This window comes from Micromonospora sp. CA-269861, assembly GCF_050948505.1.
Taxonomy (GTDB): domain Bacteria; phylum Actinomycetota; class Actinomycetes; order Mycobacteriales; family Micromonosporaceae; genus Micromonospora.
The window spans coordinates 4,099,521-4,123,687 of the sequence record NZ_CP192014.1; the positions used below are offsets into that span (position 1 = coordinate 4,099,521).

21 protein-coding genes are annotated in these 24,167 nt (G+C 70.7%); 8 read left to right on the plus strand and 13 right to left on the minus strand.

All coding sequences use genetic code 11. From position 1 onward, the window contains the following. Positions 1 to 67 precede the first annotated feature (67 nt). From ACQP0U_RS18855 to ACQP0U_RS18870, 4 genes are all read left to right on the plus strand, one after another. Positions 68 to 1,276 carry a chitosanase gene (locus ACQP0U_RS18855; RefSeq protein ID WP_433308810.1) on the plus strand — a complete coding sequence of 403 codons (1,209 nt, stop codon included), beginning with the start codon at positions 68 to 70 and terminating at the stop codon, positions 1,274 to 1,276. A gap of 542 nt (positions 1,277 to 1,818) precedes the next feature. After that, on the plus strand, positions 1,819 to 3,069 hold the full coding sequence (locus ACQP0U_RS18860; RefSeq protein ID WP_433308812.1) for a DUF222 domain-containing protein: 1,251 nt from the start codon (positions 1,819 to 1,821) through the stop codon (positions 3,067 to 3,069). Between the two features lie 90 nt (positions 3,070 to 3,159). Next, positions 3,160 to 3,798 carry a hypothetical protein gene (locus tag ACQP0U_RS18865; protein WP_433308814.1) on the plus strand — a complete coding sequence of 213 codons (639 nt, stop codon included), beginning with the start codon at positions 3,160 to 3,162 and terminating at the stop codon, positions 3,796 to 3,798. 51 nt (positions 3,799 to 3,849) lie between these two features. After that, the gene (locus tag ACQP0U_RS18870; RefSeq protein ID WP_433308816.1) at positions 3,850 to 5,742 is read left to right on the plus strand and encodes an ABC transporter ATP-binding protein; all 1,893 of its coding nucleotides are present in this window, start codon (positions 3,850 to 3,852) and stop codon (positions 5,740 to 5,742) included. Positions 5,743 to 5,897: 155 nt separating this feature from the next. Here the strand turns inward: ACQP0U_RS18870 and ACQP0U_RS18875 are convergent, their stop codons facing one another. The 4 genes from ACQP0U_RS18875 to ACQP0U_RS18890 form a co-directional block, all read right to left on the minus strand. Continuing rightward, entirely contained in the window at positions 5,898 to 6,419 is a 522-nt protein-coding gene (locus tag ACQP0U_RS18875) for a PepSY domain-containing protein (protein ID WP_433308818.1), read from the minus strand. Between the two features lie 106 nt (positions 6,420 to 6,525). Next, positions 6,526 to 7,080 carry a DUF5872 domain-containing protein gene (locus tag ACQP0U_RS18880; protein ID WP_433308820.1) on the minus strand — a complete coding sequence of 185 codons (555 nt, stop codon included), beginning with the start codon at positions 7,078 to 7,080 and terminating at the stop codon, positions 6,526 to 6,528. Between the two features lie 28 nt (positions 7,081 to 7,108). After that, complete coding sequence (locus ACQP0U_RS18885) at positions 7,109 to 8,395, minus strand: ATP-binding protein (protein WP_433308822.1); 1,287 nt, start codon at positions 8,393 to 8,395, stop codon at positions 7,109 to 7,111. Beyond that, positions 8,392 to 9,087: a response regulator transcription factor gene (locus ACQP0U_RS18890; RefSeq protein ID WP_433308823.1), complete on the minus strand. Its 696-nt coding sequence runs from the start codon at positions 9,085 to 9,087 to the stop codon at positions 8,392 to 8,394. The genes ACQP0U_RS18885 and ACQP0U_RS18890 overlap by 4 nt, the downstream gene beginning before the upstream one ends. Positions 9,088 to 9,189: 102 nt before the next feature. Here ACQP0U_RS18890 and ACQP0U_RS18895 point away from each other — a divergent pair, with 102 nt between their 5' ends. Beyond that, on the plus strand, positions 9,190 to 9,663 hold the full coding sequence (locus ACQP0U_RS18895; RefSeq protein WP_433308825.1) for a septum formation initiator: 474 nt from the start codon (positions 9,190 to 9,192) through the stop codon (positions 9,661 to 9,663). 16 nt (positions 9,664 to 9,679) lie between these two features. Here the strand turns inward: ACQP0U_RS18895 and ACQP0U_RS18900 are convergent, their stop codons facing one another. Then, entirely contained in the window at positions 9,680 to 10,132 is a 453-nt protein-coding gene (locus ACQP0U_RS18900; RefSeq protein ID WP_433308827.1) for a MarR family winged helix-turn-helix transcriptional regulator, read from the minus strand. Positions 10,133 to 10,187: 55 nt separating this feature from the next. Between ACQP0U_RS18900 and ACQP0U_RS18905 the strand changes: the two genes are divergently transcribed. Continuing rightward, complete coding sequence (locus ACQP0U_RS18905) at positions 10,188 to 10,547, plus strand: hypothetical protein (protein ID WP_433308829.1); 360 nt, start codon at positions 10,188 to 10,190, stop codon at positions 10,545 to 10,547. A gap of 88 nt (positions 10,548 to 10,635) precedes the next feature. Here the strand turns inward: ACQP0U_RS18905 and ACQP0U_RS18910 are convergent, their stop codons facing one another. Then, complete coding sequence (locus ACQP0U_RS18910; protein WP_433308831.1) at positions 10,636 to 14,586, minus strand: ThuA domain-containing protein; 3,951 nt, start codon at positions 14,584 to 14,586, stop codon at positions 10,636 to 10,638. Between the two features lie 253 nt (positions 14,587 to 14,839). Continuing rightward, positions 14,840 to 15,448, minus strand: a complete 609-nt coding sequence (gene rpsD, locus ACQP0U_RS18915) for a 30S ribosomal protein S4 (protein ID WP_433308833.1) — start codon at positions 15,446 to 15,448, stop codon at positions 14,840 to 14,842. Between the two features lie 110 nt (positions 15,449 to 15,558). Here rpsD and ACQP0U_RS18920 point away from each other — a divergent pair, with 110 nt between their 5' ends. Both ACQP0U_RS18920 and ACQP0U_RS18925 read left to right on the plus strand, forming a co-directional pair. Beyond that, positions 15,559 to 16,218, plus strand: coding sequence for a DUF2470 domain-containing protein (locus ACQP0U_RS18920; protein WP_433320943.1), 660 nt, complete (start codon positions 15,559 to 15,561; stop codon positions 16,216 to 16,218). Positions 16,219 to 16,352: 134 nt separating this feature from the next. After that, positions 16,353 to 16,643: a DUF1540 domain-containing protein gene (locus ACQP0U_RS18925; RefSeq protein WP_285795715.1), complete on the plus strand. Its 291-nt coding sequence runs from the start codon at positions 16,353 to 16,355 to the stop codon at positions 16,641 to 16,643. 62 nt (positions 16,644 to 16,705) lie between these two features. Here the strand turns inward: ACQP0U_RS18925 and ACQP0U_RS18930 are convergent, their stop codons facing one another. From ACQP0U_RS18930 to ACQP0U_RS18955, 6 genes are all read right to left on the minus strand, one after another. Further along, a complete protein-coding gene (locus ACQP0U_RS18930) occupies positions 16,706 to 17,479 on the minus strand; it encodes an ABC transporter ATP-binding protein (protein ID WP_433308836.1) in 774 nt (257 codons plus the stop codon). Continuing rightward, positions 17,476 to 18,552, minus strand: a complete 1,077-nt coding sequence (locus ACQP0U_RS18935; protein ID WP_433308838.1) for a FecCD family ABC transporter permease — start codon at positions 18,550 to 18,552, stop codon at positions 17,476 to 17,478. The genes ACQP0U_RS18930 and ACQP0U_RS18935 overlap by 4 nt, the downstream gene beginning before the upstream one ends. 5 nt (positions 18,553 to 18,557) lie before the next feature. Continuing rightward, on the minus strand, positions 18,558 to 19,484 hold the full coding sequence (locus ACQP0U_RS18940) for a FecCD family ABC transporter permease (RefSeq protein ID WP_433320946.1): 927 nt from the start codon (positions 19,482 to 19,484) through the stop codon (positions 18,558 to 18,560). A gap of 112 nt (positions 19,485 to 19,596) precedes the next feature. After that, entirely contained in the window at positions 19,597 to 20,619 is a 1,023-nt protein-coding gene (locus ACQP0U_RS18945) for an ABC transporter substrate-binding protein (protein WP_433308840.1), read from the minus strand. Positions 20,620 to 20,766: 147 nt separating this feature from the next. Next, the gene (locus ACQP0U_RS18950) at positions 20,767 to 22,227 is read right to left on the minus strand and encodes a hypothetical protein (RefSeq protein WP_433308842.1); all 1,461 of its coding nucleotides are present in this window, start codon (positions 22,225 to 22,227) and stop codon (positions 20,767 to 20,769) included. After that, positions 22,224 to 24,080, minus strand: coding sequence for a dynamin family protein (locus ACQP0U_RS18955; protein ID WP_433320948.1), 1,857 nt, complete (start codon positions 24,078 to 24,080; stop codon positions 22,224 to 22,226). Before ACQP0U_RS18955 ends, ACQP0U_RS18950 begins: the two co-directional genes overlap by 4 nt. Between the last annotated feature and the right edge of the window lie 87 nt (positions 24,081 to 24,167).

Below are 24,167 nucleotides of genomic sequence, written 5' to 3' on the forward strand. Positions count from 1 at the left end.
GGGGCCAAACCGCCACGCCGGGGCACCGACCGGCCGGCGGCACGCCGCCCCTTCCCCGAGGAACACCATGGTCCACAAGAGAACCGCCGCCTACGTCGTGGGCACCCTGCTGATCGGCGTCGCCGCCGTCGGCTACGGCCTGCCGTCGGCGAGCGCCGCGACCGCCGGCCCGATCACCGGCCTCGGCGGTAAGTGCATCGACGTCGCCGGCGCCAACTCGGCCAACGGTACGCCCGTCCAGCTCTACGACTGCAACGGCAGCGCGGCCCAGACGTGGACCGTCGGCAACAGCGACAACTCGATCCGGGCACTCGGCAAGTGCCTCGACGTCACCGCCGCGTCGACCGCCAACGGCGCCAAGGCGCAGCTGTACGACTGCAACAACACCAGCGCGCAGAAGTGGACCGCCAGCAACGGCGCGCTCGTCAACTCCGGCTCCGGCAAGTGCCTCGACGTCACCGACCGGAGCACCGCGAACGGCGCCCGGCTGCAGATCTGGACCTGCGGTGGCACCACGAACCAGCGGTGGACCCTGCCGGGCGGCGGCACCCCCACGCCCACCCCCACCACCCCGGCCGGCACCAACCTCGACGACCCGGCGAAGAAGGACGTCGCCATGCAGCTCGTCTCGGCCGCGGAGAACTCCTCGCTCGACTGGCGCGCGCAGTTCTCCTACATCGAGGACATCGGCGACGGGCGCGGCTACACCGCCGGCATCATCGGCTTCTGCTCCGGCACCGGCGACATGCTCGAACTGGTCGAGGCGTACACCCGCACCAAGCCGGGCAACGTGCTCGCCGGCTACCTGCCGGCGCTGCGCAACGTCAACGGCACCCCGTCGCACGCCGGCCTCGACCCCAACTTCCCCCGCGACTGGCGGACCGCAGCCACCGACTCGGTGTTCCAGGCCGCCCAGGAGGCCGAACGCGACCGGGTCTACTTCAACCCGTCGGTCCGCGACGGCAAGAACGACCAGGTCCGGGCGCTCGGCCAGTTCGCCTACTACGACGCGGCGGTCATGCACGGGTACGAGGGCATGCGCCAGATCCGCAGCCGCGCCCTGAATCGGGCCAAGCCGCCGGCCCAGGGCGGCGACGAGCGGACCTGGCTCAACGCCTTCCTCGACGAGCGGGTCATCGAGATGAAGAAGGAGGAGGCCCACTCGGACACCTCCCGCGTCGACACCGCCCAGCGGGTGTTCCTCAACAACGGCAACTTCAACCTGAACACGCCGCTGGTGTTCGCCGTCTACGGCGAACAGTTCCGGATCGGATAGTCGGCCGGGCTAAGTTCCTCACGTGCGTTGACAGCGGGGTCGCCGGCCGTTCGCCGGCGGCCCCGCCGTCCGCGTGTTCCACCATCGGTGTATCACCATGCCAGCCATGACGATCACCAGAAAGGGTCATGGCGCGTAGGTCACCAGCGACAGTGCGGGCCGCGGCGCACCGCCGACTCGATCACGCCGTCCCTACCGTGCCGGGCCTGACAGCACGTGGCAGAGCCACCATCGCTCAGCTCGAACGCACCCGACTGTGGCCAGGAGCCGCACACGAGGCCCTGACCGCCTGGAGCCATTTTCTCCGCGACCCCGCCCACCGGCTCTTCGACCCCGCATACGGCTGCGGCGTCCTCGCGTGTTGTCCTGACCCGGTCGAACTCCGCCGCATCCTGCACGTCATCACCCATGCGCTGCCAGGCGCGACGCCTGCCAGCTCCGCCGGCGCCTCGCCGAGCTGGACGCGCAGTGGTGAACCCATGACGAATCGCACGCTGTCGCGGCGGGGCATTTCTGTCGTACACCTGTTCTATTGTCGGGTCATGGTTGGGGAGTTGGCGCAGGCAGACGGCGCGGTCGCCGCCTGCGTCGACGTCGCTACCTGGGCGCTTCCGGAGCATGAGCTGGTCGCGGCACTCGATGCCGCGCACCGCCTGGAGCAACGCCTCGCTGCCGTGAAGCTCGCCCTGGTCCGTGAGATCGACGGCCGAGGCACCGCCCACGCGCAGGGCGCCTCGTCCACCGTGGTCTGGCTCCGCGAGCGACTTCACGTCACCATCCCCGCCGCTCGCCGGCTGGTCGAGCTTTCCGCCGCACTGGACACCGGCAACCCCGGCGTTCGACAGGCACTCGCTGACGGGGACGTCACCCTGGAGCAGGCCCGGGTCATCGCCGACACCGCCAGCACCGTGCAGACCGCCGCCGGCAGTGACGCCGCCGGCAGGGCCGTGGGCGTGCTCGTCGATTGGGCCGGGCAGTTCGACCCCACTCTGCTGCGCAAGCTCGGCGCCCGCATCCTCGACCACGTCGCTCCCGACATCGCCGACGCCGCCGCCCGTGCCGCCCTGGACGCCGAAGCCGCCCGCGCCGCCCGCGACCGACACCTCACGCTGTCCGAGCAGACCGACGGTCGACTCCGACTCACCGGCACCCTCGACGCCGAAACAGCCGGCCTGCTGCGCGCCGCCATCGACCCCCTGACCGCACCCTCCGGCCCGGACGACCACCGCTCCCCCGGGCAACGCCGCCACGACGCCCTCGCCGACCTCTGCCGACTCAGCCTGCGCACCGGCGAGCTACCCGACCACGGTGGCGACGCCGCCCAAGTCGTCGTCAGCACCACCTACGACAGCCTGAGCCGGCAACTCGACGCCGGCACCCTCGACACCGGCCTGCGACTCACACCGGAAACGGTGCGCCGGATCGCCTGCGACGCGGCCCTCCTGCCCACCGTCCTCAACGGCACCGGCCAACCACTCGACGTCGGCCGGCAACGCCGCCTCGTCACCGGCCCACTGCGCCGCGCCCTGGTGCTGCGCGACCGTGGCTGCGCGTTCCCCGGCTGCGACCGACCACCCCGCTGGTGCGACGCCCACCACATCCGACACTGGGCCGACGGCGGCACCACCAGCCTCGACAACGCCGTCCTGCTCTGCGGCCACCACCACCGCCACCTCCACCACAGCGACTGGGCCGTGCAGCTGGCAGGCGACGGGCACCCGGAGTTCGTCCCACCCGCCTGGCTCGACCCCGACCAACTCCCCCGCCGCAACCACTACCACCGACGAACGTAGCCGGCCGGCGCGTGACTGACCGGGGAGCCGGTTCCCCGGTGGGCGTGGGATATCGTGCGCGCGCAACACGAGACGAGGACGGGACTCACCATGCGTACAGGGCCGGCTGGCTCGGCGATCGTCGGCGCGCTGACTGCGACGATCCTGCTGTTCGCGACCGGGTGCACTCGGCAGGCCGACACTCCCGCGTCGGCAGCCGTCGCGCAGTCGTCGCCGCCTGCAACGGTGATGCGTCTCGACAAGCCACCCACGCTCCTGGGCACCTGGCCCGAATCCGTGGACCGGGTGCTGCGCGGGCAGGCCGAGCAGAACATGGGCACCTTCAAGAAGCTACTCAGCACCGGGCCCACCAGCGCGGTGGGCACCGCCTACGTCCGGGCCACCGAGGTCTACTCCCGGAAGGACGGACTGCACATTCCCGGCGATGATCAGCGGGTCGTCCTGGTCAGCGCGGTCTCCGGAACGATGACCGACCCGACCGCGTCGGTGGACAGGATCTTCGCCGGGCTGCCGAACGTCACCGACGTGGGGGCGGTCCCGCCGGGCCCTCTGGGCGGGATGGCCGGGTGCGGCATCGGCCAGGCCAAGACGGGTCTTCCCGTCGACATCTGCGTCTGGGGTGACCAGCACACCCTCGGCATGGTGACCTTCATCGGGTTCGCGCGGGCGGACGACCCCCACGCGGTGTTCGGCCAGATCCGCGCCGAACTGGAGCACCCGGCGCGGTGACTTGACCTCAAGCTCGGGTGAGGTCCTAACCTCCGACATCGGAGGTAATGCATGAGCATGGAAGTTACCGCGTGGATGTCCCTGCACCACGCGATGAACGCGCAGGACGAGCGTCCACTGTCCCGAGCGACCTTGAAACGCATCGCGCGGTTCGCCCGGCCACACCGAACAATGATCATCAGGTTCCTCCTGCTGAGTGTGGTGACTGCGGTTCTCACGGTGGCGGCGCCCGTCCTCGCCGGTCGGGTGGTCGACGCGATCGTCGACGGCGCCGACAGTGGCGTGGTGATCCGGTTGGCCGTACTGATCGCCGTGATCGCCCTCGCCGAGGCCGGGCTGGGTCTGGTGACGCGATTCCTCTCCGCCAGCATCGGCGAGGGGCTGATCGTTCAACTACGGACGGCTGTCTTCGACCACGTCCAGCGCATGCCGGTGGCGTTCTTCACACGGACCCGCACGGGTGCGCTGGTCAGCCGCCTGAACAACGACGTGATCGGCGCGCAGCGGGCCTTCAGCGACACCTTGTCGAGTGTGGTCGGCAATGCGGTCACGCTGATGCTGACGTTGGCCGTGATGCTCACATTCTCCTGGCAGATCACGCTGCTGGCGCTCGTTCTGCTGCCCATCTTCGTTCTACCGGCCCGCCGGATGGGTTCGCGGCTCGCCCAGTTGCAGCGTGAGGCGGCCGAGCACAACGCGGCCATGAGCACCCGGATGACGGAACGGTTCTCCGCACCGGGTGCCACCCTGGTCAAGCTGTACGGGCGGCCGACCGAGGAGTCCGCCGAGTTCGCGGCACGGGCACGTCGGGTCCGGGACATCGGCATCCGCGCCGCGATGCTGCAGTGGGTCTTCATCACCGCGCTCACGGTCGTCGGCTCGCTGGCGCTGGCCTTGGTCTACGGGCTGGGTGGTCTCTACGCCCTACGGGGCAGCCTCGACGCCGGGACGGTGGTCGCCCTCGCGCTGCTCCTGTCGCGCCTGTACGCACCGTTGACGTCGCTGGCCAGTGCTCGGGTCGAGGTGATGAGCGCGCTGGTGAGCTTCGAGCGGGTGTTCGAGGTCCTCGACCTCAAGCCGCTGATCCTCGACAGGTCCGACGCCCGACCTCTTCCGGATGGGCCGGTCGCTGTCGAGTTCGACGGGGTCCGGTTCGGCTACCCCTCGGCGGACAAGGTGTCGCTCGCGTCCCTCGAGGACGTGGCGAAGCTCGATACGCGCGGCGGCGAGGAGGTGCTGCACGGGGTGTCCTTCCGCGCCGAAGCGGGGCAGATGGTGGCGCTCGTCGGCTCCTCCGGGGCGGGTAAGTCGACGATCGCCCAGCTCGTGCCTCGCCTGTACGACGTCGAGGACGGCGCGGTGAAGCTCGCCGACGTCGACGTACGCGAGCTGTCGGCGGAGTCGATCCGGACAGCGTTGGGCGTGGTGACCCAGGACGGGCACCTCTTCCACGAGAGCATCCGCGCCAACCTGGCGTTCGCCCAGCCGGACGCGACCGAGGACGAGATGTGGGAGGTGCTCCGGCGGGCCCGACTCGACGAGCTGATCCGCAGCCTCCCCGATGGGCTCGACACGGTCGTCGGCGAGCGCGGATACCGCCTGTCCGGCGGGGAACGGCAACGGCTCACCATCGCCCGGCTGCTGCTGGCCCGCCCGCGCGTGGTCATCCTCGACGAAGCCACCGCGCACCTCGACTCCACCTCGGAGGCGGCCGTGCAGGACGCCCTCGCCGAAGCCCTGACCGGCCGGACGAGCGTGGTCATCGCGCACCGGCTCTCCACCATCCGGGCGGCCGACCAGATCCTCGTCGTGGAAGCGGGGCGGATCGTGGAACGCGGGCGACACAGTGACCTGCTCGCGGCTGGTGGCCGCTACCAGGAGTTGTACCGCACCCAGTTCGCCCAGGACCAGCCGACGGTCCAGGAACAACGCGTCCCCACCTGACGCTCCTCGCGCGGCAACACCGACCAGTACCTCTGACCACACCTCCAGACGCACGCGATGGCCGGCCCGTCCGGGAACGGACGGTCCGACCACCGCGGCAGAACGCGCCGCTGCCCACCCCGGTGAAAGAACCCCGGGTGGGCAGCGACGGGCGGTCAGTCGTCGTTGTCGTCGTCGGCGTCGTTGTCGTCGTCCTTGTCGTCGTCGTCGGCGGCGTCGTTGTCATCGTCGTCGACCGGCTCCTGCTCGGCCTTGACCACGGAGCCGTTGTCCCGGTCGACGTCCACCTCGTGCTCGGTGTCGCCCGCGACGATCTCGACGCTCCACACTGGCCGGCCGTTCTCCTGCTCGGCTTCGACCTCGACGATCTGGCCGCCACCGGCCTTGGCGAGCGCGATCTCACCGGCGCGCTTCTCGTCGACAGCGCTGCCCGCCGGCGCGCTGCCGGTCGACGGCGTACCCGACGGCGTTCCGGCCGACGGCGTGCCGCTCGACGGCGTACCCGATGGGGTGCCGGCCGACGGCGAACCGGTGGTCGGCGGCGCGACGGTTGCCGCGGCGAGTGCCGTGCCGCCGGTCCGCGAGTCGTTCGCGGCGTTGACGCCGAGCGCGACCCCGGCCACCGCCAGCACCGCCGACCCGCCGACCGACGCCAGAAGCAGATTGGTGCGCTTCATCGTGGTGTCCACCTTTCCTCGGTTGTCGACTCCGAGGATCGGTCAGTTCGGGATAGCACCGCGCTGTCCGGACGCTAAGGCCGGGTTAAGGCGGTCGAGGGCCGGGTCAGCCGCGCCTGTTGAGTTCCGCTTCCAGCCGCTGGACGAGCGTCTTGCGGTCCTTGCTGGCGCGCTCGTTGCGCAGCGCGGTCTTGAGCTGTCGGGTGTCGAGGCCACGGACCAGCTTGGCCGCCTCCGCGACCGACATCTCCGTCATTCGTCCGGCCGTGGTGGCGTCCCGACGTGCTCGTTTGGCCGGGCCGGTGTTGGCGACGTACTGCTTGCCGGACCGGGACGCTTCGCGCTTCTTCGTGTCGGTCGCGCGTTTCTGGCTCTCCGACATCTCCTCCCAGGCCTTCTTGGGCAGGTAGCGACTCGTCGTGCCGCCCTTGCGCGCCCGGGTGTCGCCCTCTTTCGTCTGCCACTTCTCGTTGCCCCAGCGCTGGAGAGACTTCTGCCGCTCGTCCTTTTCGCCCAGGAATCCGCCGCCGCGTTTCTTGTACTCCTGAGTGACCAGCTGCGACTTGCGCGCCGACCACTGCCCCGGCCTGCCGCCCTTGTCGGACGCCTTGACCTCTTCCTTGATCTGCTCTCTGAGCTCGGGTTTCGTATACCGCGCCATGACTGGCAGCTACCCGGCCCCGCAGCGCCTATGCGTCCCGCGGCGACGTCGGAGGCCCGAGCCGGAGCAGCACCTGCGCGCCGCCTCCCGGACCAGGCCGTAACTCCAGTCGACCGCCGGCGGCCTGCGCGGCACGCCTGGCGATGTCCAGGCCCAGGCCGGTGGACCCGGCCGCGCTGGCGCCCCGCCGAATTGCCCCGGCCGGCATGCCCGGACCCTCGTCGGCGACGGTGAGGACCACCTCGCCGGCCTCGCGGGCGAGCCGGACGGCGAACGGCGTGCCGTCCGGGGTGTGCGCGAAGACGTTGCCGAGCAGAGCGTCCACGGCCGCGGTCAGGTTGTCGGCGGCGACAGCGACCAGAAGGGGGCCGGGTGTCAGGTCGAGGGTGACGGCCCGGCCGGTGTCCTCGGCCAGCACCGACCAGAACGCGACCCGGTCGGCGACGATCGACGCGGCGTCCGCGGAGGCCGGCTGCGCCGGTGTGTGCCGCCACCGGGCCTGCCGGATCAGCCCGGTGACCGCGCGTTCGAGGCCGTCGGCGGCGGCGGTGATCCGGGCGGCGTCGTCCGGGTCCCGCAACGACTCCGCCTCCAGCCGCAACGCCGTCAGCGGTGTCCGCAGCTGGTGCGACAGGTCGGCGACCTGTTCGCGCTCCTGCACCAGGAGCACCTGGATCCGGCTGGCGAGATGGTTGAGCGCGCCGGCCACCTCGCGCAGTTCGGGCGGGCCGGCCGGTGTGACCCGGGCGTCCAGCTCGGCGTTGGCCAGCCGGTGCGAGACGGCCGAGAGGTCGCTGATCGGCCGGACCAGGGTGCGCGCCAGCCGGTCGGCGACCAGTAGCCCGATCAGCACGAGGATCACGCCGAGCAGCGCCAGCACCAGCCAGGCCCGGGTGACCCCGGTGGTCAGCTCGCGCTGCGGCACCGCGATCCGGATCACCCCGGTGCCGTCCGCCCGACCCTGCACGGCGATGACCACCTCCCGACCGGCAGCCGACTCGCCGGTGAGGCTCTGTCCGCGCGCGGCAAGGGCCACAGCGGGCGTACGGGGTACCTGGGCGCCGAGCACAGTGCCGTCGGGCAGGAAGACGCTCACCTGTCGACCGGACTCCGCGGCGAGTTGCTCGACGGTGAGCCGGATGGTCGACGCGTCGGCGGTGCCGACCACCGGCACCAGGCTCTGTGCGTCGGCGGTGGCCCGAACGGTGGCCCGGTCCTCCGCGACGGTGCGCACCAGCAACGCCAGCGGCACCAGGAACGCGATGAGGGTGAGGACGCTGACCGCGGCGACCAGCAGTGCGAGACGCGCCCTCACGGCTGCGCCGCCGGGGCTTCGAGACGCACCCCGACACCACGCACGGTGTGCAGGTAGCGAGGCTGCTGGGCGTTCTCCCCCAACTTGCGACGCAACCAGGACAGGTGCACGTCGACGGTCTTGTCGGCACCGCCGTAGGGGATCTGCCACACCTCCGTGAGCAGCTCACGTTTGGTGACCACCTGACCGGGTCGGCCGGCGAGGTGGTGCAGCAGGTCGAACTCGCGGGGCGTCAGTTCGACCGCGACCCCGTCCAGGGTCACCTGCCGGGCCCGGGGGTCGACGCGGAGCCCACCGACGACGAGCGTCGGGTCCTGCCCGTCGGCACCGGAGGGGCCCCGCCGCAGCACCGCCCGGGCACGGGCGTCGAGCTGTGCCGCGGTGAACGGCTTGACCACGTAGTCGTCGGCACCGGCATCGAGCACCCGGACGATCTCGGCCTCGTCGTCGCGCGCGGTGGCCACGATGACCGGCACCGAACTCACCGCGCGCAGCATCCGCAGCAGCTCGCGGCCGTCCAGGTCGGGCAGGCCCAGGTCGAGCACCACGAGGTCGGGCCGGTCCTCCAGCGCGTCGCGGAGCCCCGCCATCGCGGTCGAGGCCGCGGCCACCGCGTGGCCGCGTTCGCGCAGGGCCCGGATCAGGGGGGTACGGATCGTCAGGTCGTCCTCGATGAGCAGCAGGCGGGCCACAGCTGGGAGGCTAACCGCTGCCGCTGGCAGTGCGGTGCACGTTAACCATGCCTTAGCGTGCGGATGTGCCAACGACAAGGACGGATCGGGGATAGTCAGGGGATGGGCCGTCGTTCGATCCTCGTCGCCACCGGATGGGTGGCCACCGCCGCCATAGCGACGCTGATCGGCCTGGGCGCGATCCGGTTGGTGGGCGAGAGCCTCACCGGCACCCCGGGCGGGGTGCGCAGCGAGGCCGAGATCGAACGGGCTCTCGCCGCACCCGAGCCGGCACCGACCGGCACCACGGGCACCACGGGCACCGCGCCGGTCGGGCCCTCCACGGCCTCCCCCGCGACGAGCGGCAGCGCCGGGGCCCGCCGAGGATTCGCCACCGACGGCGGCACGGCTGTGGCCGAGTGCGGCGCCGGTGGCGTACGCCTCGTCTCCTGGGCGCCCGCGCAGGGTTACCGGGTCCGCGACGTGGACCGGGGCCCGGACGACGACGTCGAGGTCACGTTCCAGGGGGCGACCCGGGAGTACGAGTTGAAGGTGCGCTGCATCGGCTCGGAGCCGGTGGCAGTCGCCGACGACTGACGACCTGGGCGCGGGCTCACCGGCTCCGCAGGGCGTCCACCAAGCTCCGCACTGTCGCGCGAGCATTCTCAAGTTCGACAAGGCTGAGGCCGGCCCGGTCCACGGCATCCCGGCGGTCGACGTCCGAGCGCTCGAGTAGACCGGTGAGCGTGACCAGCCCCTCTGCCGTGAGTGTCACGAGAGGCGCGCGGAGGTGATCGGGGTTGTCGTGCAGCTCCACCATTCCGGCGCGGGCCAGGTCGTCGACCACTCGCTGCACGCTCTGTCGGGCGAGGCCAAGTCTGCGCGCCGCGCTCGCGACGGTGCGCGAGCCGTCGGAGAGCACGCTCATCACGTGCCATCGCGCGGCGGTCTGACCCGCGTCTCGGGCGAGTTCCTCGCTGGAGCGCCGAGACTCGCCCGCCAGTTCGTACACGTCTGCCATCAGCAGCCGATACGCGTCGACCAGGTCCTGCTTCCGTTCCGTCATCGACAGCATGGTACCGAACATTGACAGGTTGCTACTAAATTGACAGCATGCTGTCATGATTCTTCGACTGTGGAGCGGATGGACGGAGCCCACGCTCGCCGACGCCTACGAGCGGTTGTTGACGCAGGACATCGCGCCCGCGATCCTCGCCCGGGGCGTGGACGGGCTTCGGGAGCTTCGGGTTCTGCGTCGTTCCCCGCAGGAGCTGGATCCCGCCAGGGGCAGCGAATTCCTCACCGCCATGACATTTACCGACTTCGCCGCGGTGTCGGCCTTCACCGGCGGTGATCCGTCCACCTCAGTCGTCCCGCCTGCCGCCCGTGACCTGCTCGGACGCTTCGATCGGCAGTCCCGGCACTATCTCAGCCGAGCGGTGTTCCGCGACGGTGGTGGACAGCCGCCAGGCGTCGGGTGAACAGCCCGCCGATCCACTGACCCAGAGAGCCGAGCGACGGACGTGGCCGGCACGGATCGCCCGTGCCGGCCACGTCCTCGGTGGTGGTTCAGCTGGAATACGCCTCCAACTCCCAGAGCGAATGGCCGTATCCGGTGCCCCGGGCCGTGCCGTAGATCCGTAGGTAACGGCCGTTGGCGCCGAGCGCGGTGTGCTCGTCCACGCCGCCGTCGGCCCCGGTCACCGTCTTCACGGTGGCCCAGGTGGTGCCGTCATTCGAGGTCTGGATCTGGTACGCGCTGCTGTACGCCGCCTCCCAGCTCAGCTTGACCCGACCGATCGCGGTGGCGCTGCCGAGGTCGACCCGGATCCACTGCGGGTCGGAGAACGTGCTCGACCAGCGGGTGGTGAGGCTCCCGTCGACCGCCTGGGCGCCGGCCACGTCGGCCCCCTCGTTGCTGGAGGTCGTCGTCGGCTTGTTCAGCAGCAGGTTGCCGCCCGGCGGGTTGGTCGGACCGCCGGTGCCGCCGTACACCTCGAACTCGAACAGCGAGTAGCCCCAAGCGGTCCCCCGGGCGGTGCCGAGGAGCCGGATGTACCGGCCGGACCCGCTGAGCCCGGTCAGGTCGTCCACCCCGCCGTCACCACCGGTCACCGTACGGATCGTGGTGAAGTTGACCCCGTCCGGCGAGGTCTGGATCTGGTATCCGCTGCCGTACGCCGCTTCCCAGGTCAACTTGACCCGGTTGACGGCGTACGAGGCGCCGAGGTCCACGTCGATCCACTGCGGGTCACCGAAGGCGCTGCCCCACCGGGTGCCGGCCGCGCCGTCGAACGCGTTGGCCGCGACGAAAGCGCCCTCGAAGCTGGATGCTCGCGCCGGCTTGCCCCGGGCCAGGTTGGCGCCCGGCTCCGGGTCCGGGTCCGGGTCCGGGTCCGGCCCAGGTCCGCCGGGGCTGGTGGAGAGGGTGAACTCGTCGATGTCGAAGTACGGGCCGGTGCCCTTGAAGACCAGGAACAGGGTTCGGGTGCCGGTCGGGGCGGTGATCCCGCCGGTGACAGTGGCGAAGTTGGCGTACCCGCCGGTGGGCACGACGGTGGCCGAACCGACGAGCGGCCCGGTTGGTGAGTCGACCCGCAACTCCAGCGTGCCGCCACCGCCGGCCGGTGCGCCGACCCGGGCGCTGAACGACTGGACGCCGGTCAGGTTGTAGGGACGGAACGAGATCCAGTCGTTGTTGTCGACGTAGCCGACCGCCGCGCCGCCGTGTCCCGCCGCCCCGGCGACGATCTGGATGCCTGACGAGTCGCCGAAGTGCTCGGCCTGGCGTACGCGTGGTTGCAGCACCGCCTGGGTGTGCGTGGTCAGCGGCGGCTGGCCGCCCCCACCCAGGTCGGTGTACTCGGCGTCGATGATGCCGAAGATGTTCGCCGCCGTGTCGTGCTCGCCGTCGGCCGAGGTCTGGATGACCCCGGAGCAGCCCTGCACGCTGCCGAGCTGGTGTCCGTGCGAGTCGTGGCCGAGGACGTAGTTGACCTTCACCCGGGCGCAGTTGATCGCGCCGTCCTGGGCGTCGGTGACGGTGACGGAGAACGGCACCGCGTCCCCGAAGGTGAAGGTCTGCCCGTTCAACGGGGTGTTCACGGTGACCACCGGGGCGCTGTTGCCGACCGTGACGACCACGCTCGCGGTGGCCGTCTTGCCTGTGGTGTCCCGGACGGTCAGCGTCGGGCTGCGGGTCCCGTTGGTGGTGTACGTGAAGCTCGGGTTCGCGGCCGTCGAGTCGGTGGTGCCGTTGTTGTCGAAGTCCCAGGCGTAGGTGAACGGGTCGCCGTCCGGGTCGAGGGTGCCCGCCGAGGAGAACGCCACGGTCAGCGGCGCGATGCCACTGGTCGGGGTGGCGGACGCCCTGGCGACCGGTGCTCTGCCCTCGCGGGCGTACTCGATGCGGTAGAGCGCCGAGTTGGCGTCGCCGTTGAACCAGCCGGTGCCGTAGTCAAGCACGTAGAGTGCGCCGTCCGGCCCGAACTCCATGTCCATGACCTGGGTGCCGGTCCACGGGAACGGGTTGATCTTCAGCGGTTGGCCGGACGCGTCGAGCTTGACGTTCTTGATCCAACGACGGCCGAACTCACCGGCGAAGTAGGTCCCGTCGTAGTACTCGGGGAACGCCACGGGCGAGGTGTTGTTCGGGTCGTACCGGTAGACCGGCCCGCCCATCGGCGACAGGCCACCGCCGGTGAACTCCGGCGGCGAGCCCGAGCCGCCGTACGGCAACCACGCCGGGATGGCCGGCGGCAGCTGGGTGATGCCGGTGTTGTTGGGAGAGTTGTTCACCGGCCCGCCGGCGCAGTTGAACTTCGCCCCGGACGGTCCGGACGGGAAGGTGTAGTCGTTGTAGGCGTCGTTGCGGGCGGTGCAGTACGGCCAGCCGTAGAAGCCGGGCCTGTCGATCCGGGCGAACTCGACGTTGCCGGCCGGCCCCCGGTTCGGGTCGGCGGTGCCCGCGTCAGGGCCGTAGTCGCCGAGGTAGACGATGCCGGTGGCCTTGTCCACGCTCATCCGGAACGGGTTGCGGAAGCCCATCGCGTAGACCTCCGGGCGGGTCCGCGCGGTGCCCGGGGCGAACATGTTGCCGGCCGGGATGGTGTAGCCGCCGGCCGCGCTCGGCTTGATCCGGAGGACCTTGCCGCGCAGGTCGTTGCTGTTCGCCGAGGTGCGCTGCGCGTCGAACGCCGGGTTGCGACCGGACCGCTCGTCGATCGGGGTGAAGCCGGCCGAGTCGAACGGGTTGGTGTCGTCGCCGGTGGACAGGTAGAGGTTGCCTGCCGCGTCGAAGTCCATGTCACCGCCGACGTGGCAGCACATGCCCCGGCTGGTCGGCACGTTCAGGATCAGCGTCTCGCTGGCGAGGTTGATGGTGTTGTCCGCGTTGACGGTGAATCGCGCCAGCCGGTTGACGCCCTCCCAGACGGCGAACTGGGCCGGCGTGCCCTCGGCGGGCGCACCGCCGCCGGGGGTGCTCAGTGGTGGCGCGAAGTACGCGTACACCCAGCGGTTGGTGGCGAAGTTCGGATCGGCCTTGATGCCCTGCAGGCCCTCCTCGTCGCCGGTGTAGACCGGCAGGGTGGCGGCGATCTTGGTGTTGCCGGCGGCGTCGGTGTGCCGGATCACGCCGTTGCGGGAGGTGTGCAACACGCCCCGGTCCGGCAGGACGGTGAGGCTCATCGGCTCGCCGGTCTCGGCCGCGCCCTTGGCCAGCTCCACCTGCTGGAAGCTGCTGGTGACGGTGGGGCCGCAGTCGGCGTCGACAGCGCCGGCGGCCGTCCGGATGCCGCCGAGCAGGTGTTGACGGAAGTTCGCCTCGGTGTACGACGCGTCGGTGTGCCCCAGGCCGGTGTACCAGGCTCGGCCGCCGGAGTAGTTCTGGCACCAGGAGATCGGGTGGTCGGCGCCCATACTGCCGCCGGTGTAGGTGGTCTCGTCCAGGGTGGCCAGCACGTGCACGTTGCCCCGGGGGTTGGTGCGGTAGTTGTACAGCTCGTCGAACCGGCTCCACCGCTGCGGCAGCGTCGCGGTGGACGGGTGCACCTGGTCGGCGACCTTCACGGTGACGGTCTGCTCGGCCGGGTGCGAGGCGAAGTACGCCCCGACCAGTCCCCCGTACCAGGGCCAGTCGTACTCGGTGTCGGAGGCGGAGTGCACGCCCACGTACCCACCGCCGCCGGTGATGTAGCGCTCGAACGCGGCCTGCTGGGCGGCGTTGAGCACGTCGCCGGTGGTGGAGAGCCAGATCACCGCGGCGAACCGGTCCAGGTTGGCGTCGGTGAACTGGGCGGCGTCCTCGGTGGCCTCGACGGTGAAGCCGTTGGCCGCACCGAGTTGCTGAATGGCGGCGATGCCCGGAGTGATGGATCCGTGCCGGAAGCCGGCGGTCTTGCTGAAGACCAGCACGGTGAACGGTGCGGCGCTGGCCGTGGGTGGCACGGCGACGATGCCGCTCGCCACGAGGATCGCGCTCAGCGCGACGCCGAGCCACGATCTCAGGGATCTGCGCACGGTGGGGTCCTTTCGCGGTGCGGGACGGCGTGCGCCGATCACGCCTGGCGGTGGTGGAACAAGATATGCGAATGCATCGTTGCGTCCGGATCATCCGCCCGTCAAGGTCTCTCCCACCATCCATGAGAGCGCTATCTCCGCAGGTCACGGGCGACCGTGCGGAGTGAGATCGAATAACGGTTTTCGGGCCACGATCGACACGCGGAGGGCCCCGGTGCAGGTGCCTGCACTCGGGGCCCTGCCCCACTGTCGGTCAGCGGGAGTAGTACTCGACGACGAGTTGCTCGTCGCAGACCACCGGTACCTCCGACCGGAGCGGGAGCCGCGTCAGCCGGGCGGTCAGGCCGGGCAGACTGACCTCGAGATAGGGGGCGGGACGTTCCGGAGCGTGCGCCCCGGCCGCCGCCACGACGAACGGCGCCTTGTCGCGACTGCGCTCCGCCACGGCGATGACATCACCGGGCTGCAGCCGCGCGGACGGTCGGTCCAGGCGACGGCCGTTCACCGTGACGTGCTGATGGGTGACGACCTGGCGGGCCTGGTAGATGGTGCGGGCGAGACCGGCTCGCAGCACCAGCGCGTCCAACCGGCTCTCCAGCTCGACGATCAGCTCCTCACCGGTCTTGCCGGGGCGGCGCACGGCACGGTCGAACGCGCGCCGGAGCTGCCCCTCGTGCAGGTCGTACTGCGCCTTGAGCCGCTGCTTCTCCAGGAGCCGGACCTTGTAGTCGCTTGTCGTGCGTCGAGCGCGGCCGTGCTGTCCGGGCGGGAACGGGCGGCGTTCGAAGTAGCGCACGCACTTCGGGGTCAGCGCGATGCCCAGAGCACGGGAACGCTTGACCTTGGGGCGGGTCTGATTCATCATTCACCTCTTAAGTAAGGTTAGGCTAACCTTATTAGGAGATGATCCCCGTGAGCAAGCCGTCGACCAGCACGGACTCCATCGACGACGCAGGTGTCCGGCTTCGATCGATGCTGGCCGCCGCCGACTCCCTCACCCTGCACGTCCCGGGCGTCGAGGCGTACGTGGCCGGACGGCACGTCGTGACGAGCGACGGGCGACTGCGCATCGATCTGCCGGTCGGCTGCCACCTGACCCACCACCTCGCCCACCAACAGGACACCGTGGCAATGGTCGAGGTGACCGACCTGGTGCCCATCCCGGTGCGCAACCGGGTCCGCGCGCGCGGCAGGTTCACCGGCTGGCTGGCAACCGAGGTCGCCACGACCGGGCGCGATCAGGACCTGGCCGCGGTCCTCGACCTCGCCACCGCCGAGCTGACAGTTGAGGGCCGCACCATCTGCGTCGACCCGGACGCATTCGCGGCCGCCCAGCCCGACCCTCTGGCCGCCGCCGAAGCCGACCTGTTGTGTCACCTCGACCATCACCATCCGCACACCGTCGAACGGCTGTGCCGACTGATACCCGGTCACCACCTGCAGGGTGTGCGTCAGGTCCGGCCGGTACGCCTGGACCGCCACGGCGTCGTGCTCCGGCTGGAGCTGGGCAGCGGTGACCGGGACATCCGGCTGAACTTCCGCGCGCCGCTGCGGCACCCGGAGGAACTCGGCGCTCAGATCGAGGTACTGCTGCGGCACGCAAGCGGCTGCCGAGCCCGACGCGCCCGTTGATGGTCGCCGCCATCTGGCGGTTAGGGAAGGCTGACCTATGCAAAATCTCCCCAAAAGATGCGGCTGATACGGAGTTGTCCCGTCGCAGCCGGGTATGGAAATGGCCCGGCACCACCGACGGAAGCGAGATCGCCATGACTGACATGCTGGAGATGCCGCGGGTACACGAGTGCACGGTCACCGACTGCGGCTACAACCACGACGGCTGCCACGCGTTCGCCATCACCATCGGGCAGCAGAACGCCAGTTGCGCCACGTTCATCGACACCTCGGCGAAGGGCGGGCTGGACCGCGTCATCGCGCAGGTCGGTGCGTGCAAGCGCGCCGACTGTCAGCACAACGCCGAGTTGGAGTGCCACGCGCCGTCCATCCGGGTGGGTCCCGGTCAGGACATCGCCGACTGTCAGACGTACGAGCCGCGCTGAGCGCGGCGGGGCACTGTGGGGGACGGCTGTCACGGCCGTCCCCCACCCGTGTCCGGGGCCGCTTACGCCGGGACGACCATCGGCGTGCCGGCGATCGGATCGGGAACCACGAGGCAGCTGAGACCGAAGACCCGCTCGACGAGGTCGCCGGTGACCACGTCGACCGGCGCCCCCTCGGCGACGATCGCGCCACCGGACATCGCGATGAGATGGTCGCAGTAACGGCAGGCCAGGTTGAGGTCGTGCATGACGATGACGATGGTCTTGCCGGACTCGGCGTTCAGTTTCCGCAGCAGCCGCAGCAACTCGACCTGGTGGTTGATGTCCAGGTAGGTGGTGGGCTCGTCGAGCAGCAGCAGGTCGGTGTCCTGCGCCAGGGCCATGGCGACCCAGACCCGCTGGCGTTGACCACCGGACAGTTCGCGGATCGGACGGTCGATCAGATCCGCGGTGCCGGTGGCGTCAAGTGCCCGGGCGACGGCGTCGTGGTCGTCGCCACTCCACCGTCGGAACCAGCCCTGATGGGGGTAGCGACCGCGGGCCACGAGGTCGGCGACGGTGATGCCATCGGGCGCGACGGGAGTCTGCGGGAGGAGCCCGAGCACCTTGGCCACGTCGACGTTGCGCAGGTCGGCGAGGGGTTTGTCGTCGAGCAGGACGGTGCCGTCGCGCGGTGCCAGCAGGCGGGCCAGGCCGCGGAGCAGGGTGGACTTGCCGCAGGCGTTGGCGCCGACGATCGCAGTGACCTTGCCGTCGAGCACGGCGACGTCGAGGTGGTCGACGATGGTCCGGTCGTCGTAGCCGAGGGTGAGGCCCTCGGCGCGTAGTCGGGTCATCCACCCGCTCCTTGTCGGTTGGTGGTGGCCAGCAGCCACAGCAGGTAGGGCGCACCGACCGCGCCCGTCACCACGCCGGTGGGCAACGGGGTGGGCAGCAGGTGCACGGCGATGAGGTCGGCGGTGAGCAGCAGCGCGGCACCGACCAGCGCGGCGGGCAGGACGCCCCGGGCCGCAGGGCCGAGCAGCCGGTTGGCGATCGGCCCGGCCACCAGGGCGACGAAGGCGATCGGGCCCGCCACGGACACCGCCAGGGCCACCAGCACGACGGCGATGCCGAGCAGCCCGGCCCGGCTGAGCTCGACCCGAACACCGAGCATCCGGGCGGCGTCATCACCGATGTCGAGGGCGCTCAGTGGCCGTTGCAGCAACATGGCGACCGGCAGCAGAACGATCAGGGCACCCGTCAGCGCCCACAGCTCGGTGGTGCTGGCCTGCCCGACCGATCCGACCAACCAGTGCATGGCCTGGCGGGCCTCGAAGAGCTGCGCCCGGCTGAGCACGTAGCCGATCAGGCCCTCGAAGAAGAGCGCCACCCCGATGCCGATCAGGATGAAGCGGTAGCCGCTGACGCCGTCGCGCCAGGCCAGCAGGTACATCGCCAGGGCGGCGGCGACCGCGCCACCGAGGGCGAGCCCGCTGACGACGAGCCCACCTGCCTGCAGGAGCACGATCCCCGTGATGGCCGCCAGCCCTGCGCCCGAGGTGATCCCCACGAAGTCCGGGGACGCGAGCGGGTTGCGCAGCAACTGTTGGAAGATCGTCCCGGACGCGCCGAGGGCCAGCCCGACCGTCACGGCGGCGGCCGCGGTCGGCAGCCGCAGGCCACGGACGACGAAGTCGACGCTGGGATTGTCGGCCAGGTGCAGGACCGAGGCGACGACCTCCGCGGCGCCGATGCGGAAGCTGCCCACCATCATGGTGAGCACGAAGAGGGCGGCGACCACCACGGCCAGGGCGCACGTCACCACGATGGACCGGCCGGCGCGACGCCCGCGGTTGGCGCGCAGCGCCGCTGCCGTACCGGACGGAGCGGAGCGGACGTCGCTCGTTGTTGTTGTCGTTGTCGTCACCGTGCTCACACCTCCGACAGCCGGCCGTAGCGGACGATCGCGATGAACGCGGGCGCGCCGATCAGCCCGAGGACCACACCGACCTGAACCTCGTCGGGGGCGGCGGCCATCCGACCGAGCACGTCGGCGAGGAGCAGGACGATGGGTGCCAGCAGCATCGAGTACGGCAGGATCCACCGGTAGTCGGGGCCGCAGATGAACCGCGCGAGGTGCGGCACGACAAGCCCGACGAAGACGATCGGTCCGCAGGCCGCGGTGGCGGCCCCGGCGAGGATCGCGACCACGGCGAAGGCGGCCGCGCGGGTACGTGTCACGTTCTGGCCGAGGCCACGCGCGACGTCCTCGCCGAGCGCGAGGCCGTTGATGACCCGCCCGAAGCCCAGCGACGCGACGAGGCCGATCAGCAGGAACGGCGCGACCCCGGTCAGGATCGGGGTGTACCGGCCGGCGAGCGACCCCACCTGCCAGAACCGCAACTCGTTCAGAGCGTCCACGTTCGTCATCACGATTCCGCTGGTCACCGAGGTCAGGCCGGCGGTGACCGCCGCGCCCGCGAGGGCGAGTTTCACCGGAGTGGCGCCCTCCCGCCCGAGCGAGGCGATCGCGTACACCAGGACGAGCGCCGCGATCGCGCCGGCGAAGGCGAACCAGACGTAGACACCGACTCCGCGCACGCCGAGCACCGTGATGGCGAAGACCACGAACGCGGCGGCGCCGGAGTTGATGCCCAGGATGCCCGCGTCCGCCAGGGGGTTGCGGGTGACGCCCTGCAGGATCGCCCCGGCCACACCGAGCGCGGCGCCGACCAGGATGCCGAGCGCCGTTCGGGGTACGCGCATCTCCAGCGTGACGGTGCTGCTGATCGGCCCGTCGCTGTCGAGGCTGAACAGGGCGTGCAGCACCTCGGAGAGCCCGATCGACCGCGAGCCCATGGTCACGCTCAGGAAGCCGACGAGGGCGAGGACCGCACAGAGGACGGCGAGCCCCGGCCCGAGGGCAGAGGCTCGCCGCACGCCTCCCGTCGAGGTGCGCGTCCCGATCTGGTTAGTTGCCGACATTCGGATCAGCGGCCTTGACCGCCTGGGTCAGCTTGTCCAGCTCGGTGGCGAAGTCCCCGTACGTGTGCAGCCAGAACGCCGGCCAGGAGACGGTGGCACCGGCCTTGGCCGCCTTGATCTTGAACCAGGTCGGCTGCTTCGTGCTCCACTCGGCGTTGGCGGTGGGCGTGAAGGATCGGCCGTCCCACAGGATCAGGTCCGGCTGGTACTTGTCGGCGTTCTCCCAGCTGAGGTTCTCCCAGTACGGGAAGGCCGGGTCCGGGCTGGCCGGGTTGATCACCTTCAGGCCCCAGGTCTGCAGGTCCAGCAGCTCGGGCGCGTACTCGGGGTTGGCGACGTAGACCTTCTCGGTCGAGGGGGACATCGCGGCGACCGTCAGGTTCGGCTTGGCCGAGGTGGCAGCCTTGAACGCGGTCACCGCCTCCTCGAAGCGCTTCTTGTTGGCCGAGATCTGCGGGCTGGCCACGTCGGCGCCGAGGCTCTCGGCGAGATCCTCGTACCCCTCGGCGAGCGCGACGATCGACTTGCCCTGCGTGACGCCGACGACGGGGGCCAGCTCGGCGAGCTTCTTGCTCTTCTCGTCGACGCCCTCCTCCATACCGCTGTGCGCCTTCTCCGCCGGCCACCAGTCGCCGACGATCAGGTCAGGGCGCAGGGCGGCGGCCTTCTCCACGTCGATCTTGCCCCACTCCTGGCCGAGGATCTCGATCCCGGTGAGGTCGAGGTTCTTCAGGTTGGGATCGGTCTTGACCGACTCGTCGGCGTAGACGCCGACCGGCTTGATGCCGAAGGACATGAGCGCCGCGGCCTCGCCGGCGTGCGCGATGATCCGCGTCGGCGTCTTGTCCGCCTTGACGACCTTGCCTGAGCCGTCGTTGAAAGACCAGGGTCCGGAAGCGGTGGCAGCGGCGGCGGAGTCACCGGTGCCCGTGTCGTTGCCACAACCGGTGAGCCCGCCGAGCACGGCGCTGAGCGCCGCGACGGCCAGGACCGGACGCCATGAGTGCATGGGGAAGTCCCGATCTTTCGTAGAGAGGCGAGCCAACCGGCCCGAGAGTTAGGTTAGGCTAACCAATGCTTCGGGTTTTGGCTAATGCCCGGTCCCCCCACCTCGAAAGACTGTCGATCGCCACCGCGCCAGCGGCGGTGATCGCGCTCAGCGGCCGCCCGCGACCAGCTCGGCGATCATCCCCTCGCAACTGCGGACGACGACCTGGGCGCCGCGCCGCTGCGCCAGCGGGAGCAGCGGATCCTCCGCCCGGTCCCGCCACCGCCACTGCGCGTCGGCAGCGACCTCCCAGAGCCGCTGCACGTCGGTCTCATGCTCGACACCGAGCCGGGCAGCGAGGCCCACCCCGTCGCCGCCGACCAGCCGCTGCGCCTCGGCGGCCAGCTCCGCGTCAAACCCCAGCCGGGTGTTCCGCAGCGCCACCAGCAGGCGCAGCTCCCGGAACTCGTGCGCACCGGCGAGGATCTGCTCCACCGCGCCGACCAGCTCGGCGGACCCCCGGGTGGGCTCGGCCCGCAGCAGCGCCTCCACCGCGCCCAGCGCGGACCGGGCCTTCAGCGCGTCGCGGCGATCGATGAAGCAGCGCGTCACCGACTCGCGCAGCTCGGTCAGACCGCTGCGCCGAATCAGTTCGGCGGAGAGCTTCACCCGGCTGTCGAACCCGCTGCGCACCAGCGTGGCCGCCAGCCGGACACCGAAAATCCCGAACCGATCCAGCAGCGCGGCGCGCACCTCGGTGTCCAGGCGTACCGGCAGCTCGTCGCGGAGGAAACGGTCGGCGGAGATGAGGTGGGCGTCCAGCTCCGCCCGGGGCACCTGGGCCAGGATCGCGAGCGCGGCGAAGTCCGACTCACCGAGCATCCGGCCCGCCAGGCCGATCATTCCACTGCACGCCACGACGTTGACGCTCAGCGCGTTCACCCTCGGGTCGCGGTAGTGCCGGCGAGCGAGCTGGCGTGCCGTGAGCAGGCCGTCGATCCGGCCTCCTCCGGTCTCGTCGGCACGGGACAGCACCATGATCACGTTGACCGGAGCGGACTGTCCGACGGCACTGTCCCGTGCGGACTCCAGCACCCGCAGATCGCTGTCGCGCCCGTCGCGGGTCAGATACAACACCGCGTCGGAATCCCGCAGGACCCGCTCCAACACCGGCACCCGCCCCTGCTCGGCGCCCCCGGTGACCGCCGGGGTGTCGATAAGCGTGATCTGCCGCAGCGCCCGCGTCGGCCACCGCACCACGATGTCCCGCACGTCCCCCGCGCCCCAGCCCAGATCCACCCGCAGCCCGGTCGCCGACTTCACCACTGCCAACTCCTGCGGTGGCTGCCCGACCGGGTAGGCGGTCGCCCGCGGCGCGGCCCCGTCCTCGTACCAGGTGAAGGCGCCGTCCGCCCGCTCGACCGGCGCGACCTCCTCGCCCATCAACGCGTTGAGCACCGTCGACTTGCCCGATCGCCACGGGCCGACGATGGCGATCCGCAACGGCTGCTCCAACCGGGCCACCTGATGTCGAAGCTCTCCGACGGCCCGGGGATTGTCCTGGTACAGCTCGATGGCCTGGTGCAGCAACCCCCACGCCGCCTCGTCCAGACGCACCCCCACCGTCATGCCTGCGGCTCCAGCAGCAGCGGGGCGGAGCGGGCGCCGGTCAACTGCTGAGCCTGCTCGTAGACCGCGGCCAACCGGGTCATCTTCAGCCGGATCTCGCGCTGCCGCTGCTCGCGCAGGGAGGCATCGGTGTCGGCCTCCTGCTTCGCGCTGCGGAACGACTGCACGATGGCCTCCTGGAGCTCCTCGGTCAGTCCCGTGAAGTGGTCCCGCAGCATCCGCTGCACCTGCCGGGCGGCGTCACGGCAGTCGCGGATGATCCGGACGAAGAAGTCGTCGACGTGCCGCTGGATGGCCGTCTTGACGGTCGCCTGCCGGCGACGGAGCAACTGCTTGCTCTCGTCGCGGATACTCTTGCCGCCGAAGAGCGCCCCGATGCCGACCGAGACCGGATTGATCATCGGCATCCCGGCCAGGGTGGTCGCCAGACCGAACATCAGCATGCCGCCGTACGAACCCTTCATGCCGGTGAACAGCTTCTGGCCGGTGGTGAACCTGTCGATCGTCGGCCGTTGCAACTCGGGCAGCCGCTCGCCGATGTCGTCCGGCATCGTCATCGACCAGGGCGGCAGCACGTCGTACCCGTACCTGTCGAAGTTGGCGGCCACCCTCCGGGCGATCCAGTCGCAGCGCTGGATCAGCCACTCGTGGTTGGCCTCCGCCGCCTCCACCAGGCTCCGCTCCAGCCAGTCCTGGAAGGTGTCCCAGGCGACCAACGGATCGGCGGTGTCGAACGCCTCGTCCACCGCGCGCAGGATCTGGCGGGTCCGGTCGCGCAGGTCGTACTCGAGGTCGGCGAGCAGGTCGGTGATCTCGTCGGTAAGCGTGTTCTGCCACCGGGTGGAGCACCGACGCAGCTCGTCGACCTCACGCTGCGCCGCGTGCAGGCGGGAGATCGGCCCGGACTGCTCCTCGGCCTCCTGGGTCGCCAGCTCGGCGCGCAGCGGCGCGGCCAACTGCTCCACCACCGTCCGGGCCACCGTCTGCACCGCCGCGCGGGCCAGGTGGTCGGCCTTGCCGGCCAGGTCACGTTGCAGGCAGGCGATCAGCGCGGGGAAACCGGACTCAGCGTTGAGACCACGGTCGTCGGCCGCGGCGGCGCGCAGCCGCAGCGCCGCCGAGACCGGGATCAGCGTCGCCGGGACGCCCGCCTCGGCCAGGTGCTGCCGGTTGCGCTCGGCGACCGTACGCCAGTCCGCCACCAGATCGGTCTTACTCTGCACCACGACCACGTTCGGATGCGACCGCATGATGTGCAGCAGCATGTTCAGCTCGGCGACCGACAGCTCCCGGGTGGAGTCGGAGACCAGCAGCACGGTGTCCGCACGGGCCGGCGCAGCGACCGAGGCTGCGGCGCCGATACCGGCGACCTCGTCGGTGCCGGGAGTGTCCACAAGCACCAGCCCGGCACCGAGCAGGGCACGGGGCAGCCCGATCTCGACGTACGCCGGGCCGCCGCCCGGCCGACGCCCGACCAGCCCGGCGACGCCCGCCGCGACCTGGTTGAGCGCCACCGGGGTCCGCTCGACGGTCACCGCGGCGCCGGTGCCGGTGGGGTGGCCCGGGGCCGCTGCCGCAGCCTGCGCCACCGCCGCGGTGGGGGCGTCGGCGTGCTGCACCACTGTCGGCAGGACTGTCGTCCGGCCGTCGCCGACCGGACAGGCAGGGGCGTTGATGATCGCGTTGATCAGCTGACTCTTGCCCTGGTTCGGCTCACCGATGACCAGGACACGCAGCGTCGGATCCAGCAGTTGCGCACGCTTCTGCCGGACCGTCTGGAGTAGGTCACCACGACCGTGCGCAGTGCACGTGCGGGCGATCTCATCCAGCACGTCCAACCAGATCCCGGCCATCACCGCACCAAGTGTGCGGATTTCGGCTCAATTATCAAGAGGGACCGGATGTGGAACCGGGAAGGGCCGGATCGCCCGAGACGATCC

Coding starts and splice junctions, on each gene's coding strand:
- ACQP0U_RS18855 (WP_433308810.1), top strand. CDS start 68: ATGGTCCACAAGAGAACCGCCGCCTACGTCGTGGGCACCCTGCTGATC.
- ACQP0U_RS18860 (WP_433308812.1), top strand. CDS start 1,819: ATGGTTGGGGAGTTGGCGCAGGCAGACGGCGCGGTCGCCGCCTGCGTC.
- ACQP0U_RS18865 (WP_433308814.1), top strand. CDS start 3,160: ATGCGTACAGGGCCGGCTGGCTCGGCGATCGTCGGCGCGCTGACTGCG.
- ACQP0U_RS18870 (WP_433308816.1), top strand. CDS start 3,850: ATGAGCATGGAAGTTACCGCGTGGATGTCCCTGCACCACGCGATGAAC.
- ACQP0U_RS18875 (WP_433308818.1), bottom strand. CDS start 6,419: ATGAAGCGCACCAATCTGCTTCTGGCGTCGGTCGGCGGGTCGGCGGTG.
- ACQP0U_RS18880 (WP_433308820.1), bottom strand. CDS start 7,080: ATGGCGCGGTATACGAAACCCGAGCTCAGAGAGCAGATCAAGGAAGAG.
- ACQP0U_RS18895 (WP_433308825.1), top strand. CDS start 9,190: ATGGGCCGTCGTTCGATCCTCGTCGCCACCGGATGGGTGGCCACCGCC.
- ACQP0U_RS18900 (WP_433308827.1), bottom strand. CDS start 10,132: ATGACGGAACGGAAGCAGGACCTGGTCGACGCGTATCGGCTGCTGATG.
- ACQP0U_RS18905 (WP_433308829.1), top strand. CDS start 10,188: ATGATTCTTCGACTGTGGAGCGGATGGACGGAGCCCACGCTCGCCGAC.
- rpsD (WP_433308833.1), bottom strand. CDS start 15,448: ATGAATCAGACCCGCCCCAAGGTCAAGCGTTCCCGTGCTCTGGGCATC.
- ACQP0U_RS18920 (WP_433320943.1), top strand. CDS start 15,559: ATGCTGGCCGCCGCCGACTCCCTCACCCTGCACGTCCCGGGCGTCGAG.
- ACQP0U_RS18925 (WP_285795715.1), top strand. CDS start 16,353: ATGACTGACATGCTGGAGATGCCGCGGGTACACGAGTGCACGGTCACC.
- ACQP0U_RS18930 (WP_433308836.1), bottom strand. CDS start 17,479: ATGACCCGACTACGCGCCGAGGGCCTCACCCTCGGCTACGACGACCGG.
- ACQP0U_RS18940 (WP_433320946.1), bottom strand. CDS start 19,484: ATGGGCTCGCGGTCGATCGGGCTCTCCGAGGTGCTGCACGCCCTGTTC.
- ACQP0U_RS18945 (WP_433308840.1), bottom strand. CDS start 20,619: ATGCACTCATGGCGTCCGGTCCTGGCCGTCGCGGCGCTCAGCGCCGTG.
- ACQP0U_RS18950 (WP_433308842.1), bottom strand. CDS start 22,227: ATGACGGTGGGGGTGCGTCTGGACGAGGCGGCGTGGGGGTTGCTGCAC.
- ACQP0U_RS18955 (WP_433320948.1), bottom strand. CDS start 24,080: ATGGCCGGGATCTGGTTGGACGTGCTGGATGAGATCGCCCGCACGTGC.